We start from the raw sequence: 12,349 nt of genomic DNA, 5'->3' as shown, positions 1-12,349 counted from the left end.
CGTGCAGACGGTGTGGCCCAGCGAAATCCGCCCCACCGCTCCCCCCACCGCTCCCCACCGGACGCCCCGTCAGTCGCGCAGGTGAATCCACGCGACCCGGGTGGGAGCCGTTGCAGCAGGTCAGACCCCGACCCCGGCCTCCACCCCCGCCAGCAGCCCGCTGACCGCCGGGGACCACGGGCGGCCGGTCGGCCCGGTCAGCGACAGCGTCCGGTGGACGGTGGGCCGGACCGGGACCAGTACGCACTCGGCCGGGAGCATGGTCAGCGCCAGCGCGGGCATCACCGAGACCCCGACGCCCGCGTGCACCATGCCGATCAGGGTGTTCAGGTCGCGGATGCGGTGCCGGGGCGTGAAGCGGGTGCCCGCCCGCCGGTAGGCCTCGCGGATGTGACGTTCGCAGCCGCCCTCCGAGAGCAGGAAGTCGTCGTCCTCCAACTCGGCCACGTGGATGGTCGGTTGACCGGCGAGTGGGTGGTCGCGGCGCAGCAGCGCGTGCATCGAGTCGGCGCCGAGCGCGACCGCCCCGGGCGGCAGCGGCCCGGCGTCCACCAGCACGGCGGCGTCCACCGTGCCCGCCTCCAGCCAGGCCGCCAGCTCCTCGTCCTCGCCCTCGAAGACCCGGACGGTCACCTGCGGGTAGGCCGCCCGCCAGTCCTGCAACAGCCCGGGCAGCAGCGCCTGGCAGACGGTGGTCGGCGCCGCCAGCCGTACCGTGCCGGTCAGGCCGCCGGAGTGCCGGGTGGCGATCGCGCGGACGGCGGCGGCCGAGGCGACGGCGGTCCGGGCGTGCGGCAGGACCTGCTCGCCCAGCGGGGTGGGACGGCACGGGTTTCCGCGCCGCAGCACGGGCGCGCCGAGACTCCGCTCCAGCGCGGCGACGGCGTGCGAGACCGCGGACTGGCTGATGCCCAGGTCGTCGGCGGCCGCGCTGAAGCCGCCGGTGTCGGCGACCGCGACCAAGGCCCTGAGCTGGGCCAGGTTGACGTCCGGGGCCATGAGACTTCCTCATCACGAATGGGCTACCACTTGTTGGACTCATGCTCCGGTGCCGGGTCACGCTCTGTCCAGCGACAAGCGAACAAGCGAACACGCGAGCAAGCGCGGTGCGAGGACGGAGGTGGTGGAGGTGCGGCGCTGGCTGCCGGGCTTCGTGGCCCTGTCGGTGATCTGGGGCGCGAGCTTCGCCCTGATCAAGGTGGCGGTCGACGCGGGGGTGCCGCCGGTGTGGGTGGCGTTGTGGCGCTGCCTGCTCGGTGCCGTCACGCTGTGGGTGGTCCTGCTGCTGCGCGGCGAGCGGGCCCCGCGCGATCGGGCGCTGTGGGGGCATTCGGCAGTGGTCGCGGTGCTGCTCAACACCGTGCCGTTCACCCTGTTCTCCTTCGGCGAGACCAGGGTCAGCTCGGTGCTCGCCGGGGTGATGAACGCGACCACCCCGCTGTTCACCCTGCTGTTCGCGGTGCTCACCGTCCCCGAGGAGCGCCACCCGGGCGCCCGCCGGCTGGCCGGCCTCGGGCTCGGCTTCCTCGGCGTGCTCACCGTGCTCGGGGTCTGGCGCGGCCTCGGTGCCGGGGCGACCGCCGGCGCGCTGGCCTGCCTGGCCGCCGCCGGCTGCTACGGCGCCGGCTTCGCCTACCTGCGCCGCTTCCTGTCCGGCCGCCCGGAGTCGGTGACCACCCTCTCCGCACTCCAGATCGGCTGTGCCGCGGCCGAACTGGCCCTGATCGCCCCGGTCACCGCGGGTGCCCCGCACTGGCCGGGCCACGCCGCGTCCGCCGCCCTGCTGGTGCTCGGCGCGCTCGGGACGGGCCTGGCCTACCTGCTCAACCTGGGCCTGGTCCGGTCGGCGGGCACGGCGGTGGCCTCCGCGGTCACCTATGTGACCCCGCTGTGGTCCACCGTCCTCGGCGCGGCCTTCCTGCACGAGCCGGTGGGCTGGAACGCCCTGGCCGGCGGCGCGCTGGTGATCGCGGCCGTCGCGCTGACCAGGCCGCGCCGGGCCCGGACCGTGGAGCCGGCCGAGGACCCGAAGGGCCGTCAGCCGGTCGGTTAGGGTGGACCGGGTGAGCGAGGGGAGCAGCGAACGGACCAGCGAACGGACCAGCGAGGGGGAGCAGCAGCCGACGTCCGTAGGCGAGGCGCTGCGGGCGAACCCGCTGCGCTTCCCGTTCACCCGCTGGGTGCCGCGCTGCTGGGCGTACCTGCTCGGCGGCGCGCTGTTCGGGCCGGTGCTGCTGGCGGTCCTCGCGGCGCTGCTGGCGCTCGGTGCGGGGCTGTCGGTGGTCGGCGTCGGGCTGCCGGTGCTGCTCGCCCTGGCGCTCGCCGGCATCCCCGCCGCCGCCGTGGCCCGGTGGCGGCTGCGGCTGGTCGAGCCGTTCCCCCCGCCCGACCCGCACCGGAGCCTGCCCGGGGCGGGCCGCCGCGCCCGCGTCCGCACCCGGCTGCGCGAGCGGGCCACCTGGCGCGAACTCGCCCACGCCGTGCTCGTCTCGACCGTGCTGGCCGCCGCCTCGCTCGGTTTCACCGTGCTGCTGGTGCTCTCCGGCCTGTACGTGGTCTCCCCGCTGGTGGTCTGGGCGCTCGATCCGGAGACCGTGATGCTCGTCCCCGGGCACGCCGTCCCCGGGCCGCTCGCCGCCCTGCCGTTCACCGCCGCCGGGCTGGCCGGCCTGCTGCTCTGTGCGTACGCCGGGGCGCTGCTGGCCTGTGCCGAGGTCGCGCTGGCCCGCTTCCTGCTCGGGCCGCGGGAGGACGACCTCGGCCGTCAGGTGCTCGAACTCACCCGTTCCCGCGCCCGGTTGGCCGACGCCTTCGAGGCCGAGCGGCGCCGGATCGAGCGAGACCTGCACGACGGCGCACAGCAGCAGCTGGTCGCGCTCAGCATGACCCTCGGGCTCGCCGAGTACGAGCTGCGCGGCCGGGAGGGGGCCAGAGGCGGGGGCATCGAGGGTGACCGGGACGCCCGGGCCGCCGAGCTCGTCACCCGGGCGCGCGGCGAGGCACGGCAGGCGCTGGAGCAGCTGCGCGAACTGGTGCGCGGCATCCACCCGCAGGTGCTCACCGACCACGGGCTCGCCGCCGCCGTCGACGAGGTCGCGCAGCGCCACCCGATCCCGGTGGCCACCGACATCGAGCTCCCGGAGCGGCTGCCCGCCCCCGTGGAGACCACCGCCTACTTCACCGTCACCGAGGCGCTCACCAACGCGGCCAAGCACAGCGGCGCCACCGCGATCACCGTCCACGGGCGTCTCGCGGGCGGCCGGCTGGTCGTCCAGGTGACCGACGACGGCCACGGCGGGGCGGACCCGGCCGCCGGGGCCGGACTGGCGGGACTCGCCGACCGGGTGGCACTGCTGAGAGGACGGCTGATGGTGACGAGCCCGACGGGCGGCCCGACGACGCTGCGGCTGGAGGTCCCGTGCTCCGGGTCGTGATCGCCGAGGACGCGGTGCTGCTGCGCGCCGGACTGGTCGAACTCCTCGCGCTGGGCGGCCACCGGGTGACCGCGGCCGTCGGCGACGCCGGGGCGCTGGCCGCGGCCGTGGACGCCGACCGGCCGGACATCGTGGTCACCGACGTCCGGATGCCCCCCGACCACACCGACGAGGGCCTGCGCGCCGCCCTCGCCCTGCGCGAGCGCCACCCGGGCCTGCCCGTCCTGGTCCTCTCCCAGTACGTGGCCACCCCGTACGCGACCCGGCTGCTCGCCGCCGCCGGTGCCCAACCGGCCGGTCTGGGCTACCTGTTGAAGGACCGGGTCGGTGACGTCGCGGACTTCCTGGACGCGCTGCGGCGGGTCGCCGACGGGGAGACGGTGATCGACCCCGAGGTGGTCCGGGTGTTGCTGCGCGGTCAGTCCGCCGACCGCCCGCTGGCCCGACTCACCCCGCGCGAACGCGAGGTGCTCGCGTTGATGGCCGAGGGCCTCAACAACCAGGCCGTGGCGGGCCGGTTGAGCATCACCGAGGCCTCGGTGGTGAAGCACTGCGGGAACATCTTCACGAAGCTGGACCTGGACCCGACGGAGGGCAACCGGCGGGTGCTCGCCGTGCTGGCGCACCTGCGGGGGGAGTGACCGAAGGGCCGGCCTGCGGACGATCGACCCCCTTGTCACGGCGGTCGCGGTGCCGGAACGATGGAGTCATGGCAAGGACACGGGAACCGCAGAGCGCGATCGTCAACCGACTGCTCAAGGGCGAGGCGACCAGGGACGACACCACGACGGCCCAGACCAACTTCCTGCTGTGGCTGCGGCAGGAGTGGGCAGGGGACGGGGACTTGGCGCTGGCCGCCTGCCAGGAAACCCTGACGGAGGCCGGGGGCGAGGAGTGGCGGACGATCTCGGAGCGCGATCTGTCCGCCCACGTCTGGCTGTTCAGCTTCTCCTGCCCGAGCCGGGACGACCTGCCGGGCCAGGCGCGGAACTGGGTGACGGCGGTGCGCGCCAACGGCGGGGCACCCGCGATCGCACGGCTGGTCAGGCACCTGCGGGGGCAGCCGGATTGACCGGGGCGGTCGCGCCGGGCAGGGGGACCTCGGGGTCCAGCAGGTCGGTGAGCCGCCGCGCCGAGGACTCCCAGGTCCAGTGCTCCTCGGCCCAGCGCCGTCCCGCCGCCCCCGTCCGGGCGCGCTCGGCGGGCGGGGCGAGCAGGATCCGGGTCAGGGCGGCGGCCACCTCGGCGGGGGAGCGGCCGTCGACGACCGTGCCGGTGACGCCGTCCAGGACGGTGTCCGGGGCGCCGCCGGAGCGGCCGGCCACCACCGGGAGGCCGGCGGCGGCCGCCTCCAGGTAGACGATGCCGAGGCCCTCGGCCTCCAGCCCCAGCCGACGGGTGCGGCACGGCATCGCGAAGACGTCCGCCCCGGCGTAGTGGACGGCCGTCGCGGCGTGGCCGAGGCCGCCGGCGAACACCACGCTGTCCGGTTCGGTGAGCCGGCGGGCGAGGCCCCGCAGCCGGTCCTCGTCCGGGCCCCGGCCGACCAGCACCAGGGTGGTCCCGGGCACGGACCGGCGGATCGCGGGCAGCGCGCGGATCAGTACGTCCTGGCCCTTGCGCGGGACCAGCCGTGCCACACAGAGGATGACCGGGGCGGCGGACACGTTGGTGGCGGCGGCCGGCCGGAAGACCGACGGGTCGACCCCCGGTACCAGTCGCGCCAGCCGGGCGTCCGGCCCGAGCGCGGGGGCGATCCGGGCACGGGTGTAGGCACCGAGGTAGGTCACCACGTCCGTGCTGCGGCCGATCCGGCGCAGCAGGCCGCGGGCGCCCGGCGTGCGGGCCCACCAGATCTCGTGGCCGTGCGTGGTGGCGACGGTGCGGCGGATGCCGGGCGCCAGCCGCCGCAGCCCCGGCGTCATCGCGGCGAGCGGCGCGGCGGCGCCGAACCACACCCGGTCGCAGCCGTGCGCCCGGGCTGTCCCGGCGGCCCGGCGGGTGGCCCGCGGGGTCGGCAGCAGGGTGTGGGCGCGGTCGCGGATCACCGGGTAGGGGAGAGCGGCGTCGTGGCGCTCCGCGCCCGGTTCGGCCGAGGTGTAGACCACGACGTCGTGGCCGGGGACGCGGTCGGCCATGGCCTTGACGAAGGTCTCGATTCCGCCCTGGCGCGGCGGGAAGTCGTTGGTGACGACGAGGGTGGTGCCCATGGCAGGCCTTTCGGAATGGAGAGCGGGAAGGTTTTCGGAACGGAGAGCAGGACGAGGACGAGCGGCAGCGCGAGGTAGCCGAACCGCCCGGCGGGGGCCAGCAGGAAGGCCGCCGACAGCCCCAGGGCCAGCCGGTGCGCCGCCGCGGCCGCGGTGCGCGGCGGGCGGGTGAGCAGCGAGGCCCCGACGGCGAGCCCGGCGAGCAGCAGCAGGGCGACGGTGGCGTACCAGCCGGGCGCACCGAGGTCGGCGAGCAGCCGCCCGGGCAGCGGACTGGCGGCCGGGGTCGGCAGCCGGCCGCGCCCGGTGGGGAAGGCGAACACCTGCTCCGCCAGCGGCCCCGGGGCGCGCAGCGCCACCGGCAGCACCGCCAGCGCCGCCGCCCCCACCGCGACGGCCGTCCCGCGCAGCGCCGCGCGCCGTCCGGCGGCGGCCGCCAGCAGGGCCGCCACCACGGCGAGCGCGGGCCAGGCCGTCCACTTCAGCGAGCAGGCGGCGGCCAGCGCCAACCCGGCCGCCACCGGCCGCCGTTCGGCGGCCCGGACCAAGGCGAGCCAGCAGAGGCCGGTGAGCGGCAGGTCGACCCCGCTGACGCAGAGCGGCAGCGAGACCACCGGCGAGGCGGTGAGCGCGGCGGCGCCGAGCCGGCACCCGGCGGGCACCGTCCGCAGCACGCAGAGCAGGAACACCGCCGCACACCAGAGCCGGGCGTCGCCCAGCGGCGCACCGCCCAGCAGCGCCCGGGGCAGGCCCAGCAGGGCCATCCCGGGGAGGTACGGGGTGTACTCCGCGACGGACTGCGGGTCGGCCAGGTACGGCGTGCCGGTGTGCAGCAGCAGCGACCCGGAGCGCTCGATCACCCCGACCTCGCTCTGCCCCCGCCCGTCCGTCACCAGCACGAGCAGCGGTACCAGCACCGCCCCGACGGCCGCGACCGCCACCGACACCTCACGCCCGCGCCGCCGCAGCAGCACCACGGCGAGCGCCGCCGACAGGTACCCGCAGGCCGCCCAGGCCCCCCAACTCCGGTGCGGCCCGAGCCCGGAGAGCACCGGAAACGCACCCGCCCACCCCGCCGCGACCACCCACCCGCCGCACCACCACCACGCCCGTTTCGTCACCCCTCCATTGCATCGGCGCGGGCCGGCGAGGTCATCACGGCCAAGTCGAGTCCTGTGGTCGGGTTTCCCCTACCCCGCCCGCCGGTGGCGTGCGGCCGTCACCCCGTATCCCCCTGCCCGCGCTGACGTTCGGTGGTCGACGGATTACTGCTCGTCCCGGCCTTCCCGCTATCCTCGCCGTGTGCGGAGGTCGTGGGGTGCGGCGGTGGAGCGGGCGCAGGACCGGCTGGCGGCGGGGCCGCGGCTGCGGGCGGCCGGGCCGGGGGAGGAACGGCGGTTCGCGCTCTGGGACTTGGCGTCCCTGGTGGAGGGCGAGCTGGGCGAGCAGGTGGAACCGGACGGGCTGGCGCCGCAGGCGGAGCGCGGGTGGCGGGAGCGGCTGGGGGAGAGCGGGCGGGAGTGGCCGGGCGGGGAGCTGTACCGGCGGCGCTACTGGATCCAGGACGATGCCGGTGCCGTGGTGGGCACCGTCGCGGTGGACAACTGGACCAAGGGCCCGAGCCAGCTCGCCGTCTCCTCCCTCTACGTGACCCCGGCCGTGCGCGGCCACGGGCTGGCCGCCGCCGCGCTGGACGAGGTGTACGCGGCGGCCACCGCCGAGGGCCTGCCGGGGTTCCGGCTGGAAGCGCACTGGTCGTGGCAGTCGGCGGTCCGCTACTACCTGCGCCGGGGCCTGTGGGTGGTGGGCTGGAAGCGTTCGCTGTCCTTCGCCCGGATGCCGCAGCTCCCGCTGCACCGGGTGCGGGAGGAGGACGGCCGGCTGTTCCTGCTGGTCGCCGACCGGCTGCGCGGCTGGGTGCCGATACTGGCCGCCGGGCAGGAGGGCCGCTGGCTGCGGCTGGACGAGACGGCGGACTACCGGGGCTGCGACGGCTGGGTGCACGAGTACGCCCGCTCCACGCTGGCCCTGTACCTGGCGCTGGCCGGCCGGCCGCTGGTGCGCGGCCCGCAGTGGTGGGCGGAGGCGTGGCGCTGGTCGGACGCGGGGGAGCCGGAGGGCTTGGCGTACCGGATCGAGGAGTTCGAGCGGGCGGCCCGGACGGCGGGCCGCCGGATGGCCGGCCCGTACCGCCCGGTGCCGCTGCCGGACCTCGCCCCGCCGCCGTCCCCGCAGCTGGCAGACTCGGGGGATGGCTGAGATCGAGATCGACGGCGCCCCCGCCGACCCGGCGCGGCTGGCCGCGCTGGGGCTGCTCAACTACGGGCACTTCACCACCCTGCGCGCCGAGGCGGGCCGGGTGCGCGGTCTGGCGCTGCACCTGGACCGGCTGGTCCGGGACTGCCGGGTGCTGTTCGGTGCCGAGCTGGACCGGGCGGTGGTGCGGGAGCGGATCGGCGCGGTGCTGCCCGCCGACGGTGCGCCGGTGATCGTCCGGGTGACCGTGTACGACCCGGCGCTCGGCCTGGAGCGCCCCGCCGCCCCGGCCGCACCCGTCCTGCTGGTGACCACCCGCCCGGCCGCGGCGGCCGCGCCCGCCCCGCTGCGGGTCCGCACCGTGGCGTACCGGCGGGAGCTGCCGGAGGTGAAGCACGTCGGCCTGTTCGGCCTGGTGCACCACCGTCGGCAGGCCCAACTCGCGGGCTACGGCGACGTGTTGCTGGTCGACGAGGGCGGCCTGGTGGTCGAGGGCGCGACCTGGAACGTCGGCTTCCTGGCCGAGGACGAGCTGGTCTGGCCGCAGGGCCCGAGCCTGCCCGGCGTCACCGAGGCCCTGCTGTCGGGGGCGTACCGGGGCCCGCAGTCCCGCGAGCCGCTGCCCGCCGCCGGACTGGACCGTTTCACCGCTGCCTTCGCGGTGAACGCGGGCGTCGGGGTGCGGCCGCTGGCGGCCGTGGACGGCACCGTCTTCGACCCCGGCCACCCGGTGCTCGCCGAGCTGCGCGCCGCCTACCTGGGGATCTCCGCCGAACCGGTGGGGGGATAACCCCACCCGCGGTCCGCCGGTGACCTGCATGGTTCGCGGAGCCCGCCCTTCCTAGGTTGGAGCACGTCGACGACGAGCGACGCAGAACCGAAGGAAGGCCCATCCATGGCACGCCGCCAAGACCGCCGCAGGACCGACGTGTCCGGCACCGACGTTCACGGCACCGGCACGTACGGCACGTACGGCACGGACGTTCACGGCACCGGCACGTACGGCACGTACGGCACGGACGTTCACGGCACCGGCACGTACGGCACCGACGTTCACGGCACGGCCCCGGTCGGCGCCGCCCGGCAGGCGGCTCCCGCGGTCGAGCTGCGCGGGGTGTGCCGCACCTACGGGCGCGGCGAGGCGACGGTGCAGGCGCTGCGCGGGATCGACCTGGCGCTCGGCCACGGCAGCTTCACCGCGGTGATGGGCCCGTCCGGCTCCGGCAAGTCCACCTTCCTCCAGTGCGCGGCGGGCCTGGACCGCCCGGACTCCGGGCAGGTCCGGCTCGGCGGCGAGGACATCACCGAGCTGAGCGAGAACCGGCTCACCAAGCTGCGCCGCAGCCGGATCGGCTTCGTCTTCCAGTCCTTCAACCTGCTGCCCTCGCTGACCGTCGAGCAGAACGTGCTGCTCCCGCAGCGCCTCGCCGGGGAGCGTCAGGACCGTTCCCGGGCACGGGAGTTGCTGGAGCGGGTGGGCCTCGGCGAGCACGCCCGGCGGCGGCCCGGCCAGCTGTCCGGAGGTCAGCAGCAGCGGGTGGCGATCGCCCGCGCGCTGATCACCCGCCCCGACGTGGTGTTCGCCGACGAGCCGACCGGCGCGCTGGACACCCGGACCGCGCACGAGGTGCTGGCCCTGCTGCGCCGGGCCGTGGACTCACTCGGCGCGACCGTGGTGATGGTGACCCACGACCCGGTGGCGGCCTCCTTCGCCGACCGGGTGCTGTTCCTGGCCGGCGGCGCGATCGTGGACGACCTGCCGCACCCGAGCCCGCAGGCCGTCGCGGACCGGATGGTCGCGCTGACCGCCCGCCCGGTGGGAGTGGCGGCATGACGAACGGACTCGCGCGCTCCTCGGTGCGCTTTCGGCCCGCGTCCTTCGTGGGCACCCTGGTGGCCCTGCTGCTGGGCGCCGCCGTGGTGGTGGCCTGCGGAGTGCTGCTGCAGACCGGCCTGACGGCGAGCGTCGAACCCGACCGGTACGCCGCCGCCCCGGTGGTGGTCGCGGCCGACCAGGCGGTGAAGATCCAGCGGAAGATCGGCGAGGACACCGCGACCGAGGAACAGGCCACCCCGGAGCGGGCCCGGACGGACGCCGCGCTGGTCGGCCGGCTGGCCGCGCTGCCCGGCGTCGCGGCCGCCCGGCCGGACACCGCCTTCCCGCTGCCCGCCACCGGGCAGGCGCCGGCCCTGACCGGCCGGGGCTTCGCCGCGCTCGGCATCGCCGGGCCGGGCGACCAGCTGCTGGAGGGCCGCGCGCCCGGCGTGAACGAGGTGGTGCTGGACGCCGACACGGCGCGTGCAGCCCATCTCGCGCCTGGCGCGAACCTCACGCTCACCGCGCCGGGCGGCACCGCGAACTACCGGGTCTCCGGTCTGGCCGCCGCCCAGCAGGCCGGCCCCACCGCGTGGTTCGCCGACGCCACCGCCGACCGCCTCGCCGGCCACCCCGGCCGGATCGACGCCATCGCCGTGCAGCCCCGCGAGGGCGTGACCGCCGCCGCACTGGCCGCACAGGTCCGCCAGGCCGTCGGCGGCGACGCCAGGACCTTCACCGGGGACGCCCGGGGCGAGGTCGAATACCCGGCTCTGGGTGGTGCCCGCACCATGCTGGTGGCCCTCGGCGGCAGCTTCGGCGGGTACGCCACCATGACCGCGATCTTCGTGGTGATGAGCACCGTCGCCCTCGCCACCGGGCAGCGCGCCCGCGAGTTCGCCCTGCTGCGCGCCATCGGCGCCACCCCGCGCCAGATCCGCCGCACCATCGCCGCCGAGGCGATGCTGGTCGCGCCGCTCGCCGCGGCGCTCGGCATCCTGCCCGGACTGGCCCTCGCCCGCTGGTGGTTCGGCCAGCTGGTCGAGCGCGGCGCCGTCCCCGCGGGCGTCCGTCCGGACATCGGCCCGCTGCCGATGCTGGCCGCCGTCCTCGCCTGCACCCTCGCCGCGCTGACCGCCGGCTTCCTGGCCGCCCGCCGGCCGTCCCGGATGCGGGCCGCCCAGGCGCTCGGCGAGGCCGCCGTCGAACCGGCCCCGCCGGGCAAGGTGCGCACCGTCCTCGGGCTCGTCTTCACCGTCGGCGGCGTCGTGGCCGGCGCCGTCGCCACGGCCCTGGACGGCGCCAAGGCCGCCCAGACCGCGCTCGGCGTCGTGATGTGCTTCATGATGGCCGTCGCCCTGCTCGGCCCCTGGCTGGCCCGGGGCGCCGCTGCGGTGCTCGGCGCCCCGCTGCGGGCCGGCGGTGCGCCCGGCTCGCTGGCCGCCGACAACGCCCGTGCCAACGCCCGTCGGCTGGCTTCCGCGATCACCCCGATCGTCCTGGTCACCGCCTTCTGCGGCACGCTGCTGATCCTGCAGAGCACCGTGCGCCACACCGCCGGCGAGAACGTCCGGGCCGGCGTCACCGCCGACCACGTGGTCGGCGCCACCGGCCCCGGCCTGCCCGTCGGGACGGCCGAGCGGGCGGCCGGGGTGCCCGGCGTGGACACCGCCGTCGGCGTGCTGCGCACCGGAGTGATCTACAGGAACGGCGAGCAGCTGGGCTCCGCCCCCGTCCTCGGGGTGGACGGCGACCCGGCCCGGCTGCCCAAGGTGCTCGACCTGGGCGTGCGCAGCGGCGCGCTGGCCGACCTCGGCCGCGCCTCCGACACCATCGCGCTGAGCGCCACCCTGGCCGACTCCCTCGGCGCCGAGATCGGCGACCGGGTGCCGCTCTGGCTCGGCGACGGCACTGCTGTGCGGCCCGCCGTGGTCGCGGTGTACGACCGCGGGCTCGGCGTCGGCCAGGCGCTGCTGCCCCGGGCCGCGGTGGCCGCGCACGTCACCGCCGGGTACGACAGCCAGGTGCTGGTCGCCGACGCGCCGGGCGCCGACCCGGCGGCGGTGGCCGCCGGGCTGGGCAGGCTCGCCGGGGCGGCGGTGACCGACCGGGCCGGGTTCGTCGCCCAGGCCGACAAGGACCTGGAGCTCAGCGGCTGGGCCAACACCGTGATGGCCGCGGTGCTCGGCGGGTTCGCCGCCGTCAGCGCCGCCAACACGCTGGTGATGACGGTGCTGGACCGGCGCCGCGAGGTCGCGCTGCTGCGGCTGGCCGGCACCACCCGGCGCCAGGTGCGCGGCATGATGCGCTGGGAGGCGCTGCTGGTGGCCGCGACCGGGCTGGCGGTCGGCGCGGCGATCGCCGCGGTCACGCTGGTGCCGGTCGCCCGGGGTGTGGCCGGCTCCGCCCCGTACGTGCCGCCGATGCTCGCCGTGCCGCTGGCCGCCGGAGCGGTGCTGCTCTGCCTCGGGGCGACCGGGCTGCCGGCCCGGGCGCTGCTGCGGACCCGGCCGGCGGCGCTGGGCACGGCGCGGCAGTAGGGGGCCGCGGCAGCGGCGGGCTGCGACGGGCCGGGGAGGGGTGCCCTTGAGGATGGCTCAAGGGCACCCCTCCTTCGTGTGGGAACGGTGCCT

The 12,349-nt window shown here is 76.7% G+C and carries 11 protein-coding genes; 8 read left to right on the top strand and 3 right to left on the bottom strand.

What is annotated here, in order from left to right; translation table 11 throughout:
- Positions 1 to 120: 120 nt before the first annotated feature.
- Entirely contained in the window at positions 121 to 999 is an 879-nt protein-coding gene (locus AB0O11_RS15340; protein WP_363386186.1) for a LysR substrate-binding domain-containing protein, read from the bottom strand.
- Between the two features lie 121 nt (positions 1,000 to 1,120).
- Between AB0O11_RS15340 and AB0O11_RS15335 the strand changes: the two genes are divergently transcribed.
- From AB0O11_RS15335 to AB0O11_RS15320, 4 genes are all read left to right on the top strand, one after another.
- The gene (locus tag AB0O11_RS15335) at positions 1,121 to 2,053 is read left to right on the top strand and encodes a DMT family transporter (RefSeq protein ID WP_363386184.1); all 933 of its coding nucleotides are present in this window, start codon (positions 1,121 to 1,123) and stop codon (positions 2,051 to 2,053) included.
- Between the two features lie 88 nt (positions 2,054 to 2,141).
- Positions 2,142 to 3,434, top strand: coding sequence for a sensor domain-containing protein (locus AB0O11_RS15330; RefSeq protein ID WP_363386488.1), 1,293 nt, complete (start codon positions 2,142 to 2,144; stop codon positions 3,432 to 3,434).
- Entirely contained in the window at positions 3,419 to 4,075 is a 657-nt protein-coding gene (locus AB0O11_RS15325; RefSeq protein ID WP_363386182.1) for a response regulator transcription factor, read from the top strand. Before AB0O11_RS15330 ends, AB0O11_RS15325 begins: the two co-directional genes overlap by 16 nt.
- A 68-nt stretch (positions 4,076 to 4,143) precedes the next feature.
- Positions 4,144 to 4,506 carry a hypothetical protein gene (locus AB0O11_RS15320; RefSeq protein WP_363386180.1) on the top strand — a complete coding sequence of 121 codons (363 nt, stop codon included), beginning with the start codon at positions 4,144 to 4,146 and terminating at the stop codon, positions 4,504 to 4,506.
- Here the strand turns inward: AB0O11_RS15320 and AB0O11_RS15315 are convergent.
- Together AB0O11_RS15315 and AB0O11_RS15310 are read right to left on the bottom strand one after the other, a co-directional pair.
- Positions 4,478 to 5,572, bottom strand: coding sequence for a glycosyltransferase family 4 protein (locus AB0O11_RS15315; RefSeq protein WP_363386178.1), 1,095 nt, complete (start codon positions 5,570 to 5,572; stop codon positions 4,478 to 4,480). The two genes, AB0O11_RS15320 and AB0O11_RS15315, sit on opposite strands and share 29 nt — an antisense overlap.
- Positions 5,479 to 6,765: a hypothetical protein gene (locus AB0O11_RS15310; RefSeq protein WP_363386176.1), complete on the bottom strand. Its 1,287-nt coding sequence runs from the start codon at positions 6,763 to 6,765 to the stop codon at positions 5,479 to 5,481. The genes AB0O11_RS15315 and AB0O11_RS15310 overlap by 94 nt, the downstream gene beginning before the upstream one ends.
- A gap of 181 nt (positions 6,766 to 6,946) precedes the next feature.
- Here AB0O11_RS15310 and AB0O11_RS15305 point away from each other — a divergent pair, with 181 nt between their 5' ends.
- The 4 genes from AB0O11_RS15305 to AB0O11_RS15290 all read left to right on the top strand — a co-directional run bounded on the left by AB0O11_RS15305 (position 6,947) and on the right by AB0O11_RS15290 (position 12,256).
- On the top strand, positions 6,947 to 7,903 hold the full coding sequence (locus tag AB0O11_RS15305; RefSeq protein WP_363386174.1) for a GNAT family N-acetyltransferase: 957 nt from the start codon (positions 6,947 to 6,949) through the stop codon (positions 7,901 to 7,903).
- Positions 7,896 to 8,690, top strand: coding sequence for an aminotransferase class IV (locus tag AB0O11_RS15300; RefSeq protein WP_363386172.1), 795 nt, complete (start codon positions 7,896 to 7,898; stop codon positions 8,688 to 8,690). The genes AB0O11_RS15305 and AB0O11_RS15300 overlap by 8 nt, the downstream gene beginning before the upstream one ends.
- A gap of 105 nt (positions 8,691 to 8,795) precedes the next feature.
- Entirely contained in the window at positions 8,796 to 9,734 is a 939-nt protein-coding gene (locus AB0O11_RS15295; protein ID WP_363386170.1) for an ABC transporter ATP-binding protein, read from the top strand.
- Positions 9,731 to 12,256 (top strand): FtsX-like permease family protein, encoded by a 2,526-nt coding sequence (locus AB0O11_RS15290; protein WP_363386168.1) that lies wholly within the window; start codon positions 9,731 to 9,733, stop codon positions 12,254 to 12,256. Before AB0O11_RS15295 ends, AB0O11_RS15290 begins: the two co-directional genes overlap by 4 nt.
- Positions 12,257 to 12,349 lie beyond the last annotated feature (93 nt).

It is taken from the genome of Kitasatospora sp. NPDC093102 (genome assembly GCF_040683915.1).
GTDB lineage: Bacteria > Actinomycetota > Actinomycetes > Streptomycetales > Streptomycetaceae > Kitasatospora.
Note: the sequence above shows the minus strand (reverse complement) of the source record. Positions and strands in the feature narration are given on the sequence as shown.

Excerpts from the sequence above, each read along its gene's own strand:
- AB0O11_RS15340 (WP_363386186.1), bottom strand. The coding sequence starts at position 999 with ATGGCCCCGGACGTCAACCTGGCCCAGCTCAGGGCCTTGGTCGCGGTC.
- AB0O11_RS15320 (WP_363386180.1), top strand. The coding sequence starts at position 4,144 with ATGGCAAGGACACGGGAACCGCAGAGCGCGATCGTCAACCGACTGCTC.
- AB0O11_RS15315 (WP_363386178.1), bottom strand. The coding sequence starts at position 5,572 with ATGGCCGACCGCGTCCCCGGCCACGACGTCGTGGTCTACACCTCGGCC.
- AB0O11_RS15300 (WP_363386172.1), top strand. The coding sequence starts at position 7,896 with ATGGCTGAGATCGAGATCGACGGCGCCCCCGCCGACCCGGCGCGGCTG.
- AB0O11_RS15295 (WP_363386170.1), top strand. The coding sequence starts at position 8,796 with ATGGCACGCCGCCAAGACCGCCGCAGGACCGACGTGTCCGGCACCGAC.
- AB0O11_RS15290 (WP_363386168.1), top strand. The coding sequence starts at position 9,731 with ATGACGAACGGACTCGCGCGCTCCTCGGTGCGCTTTCGGCCCGCGTCC.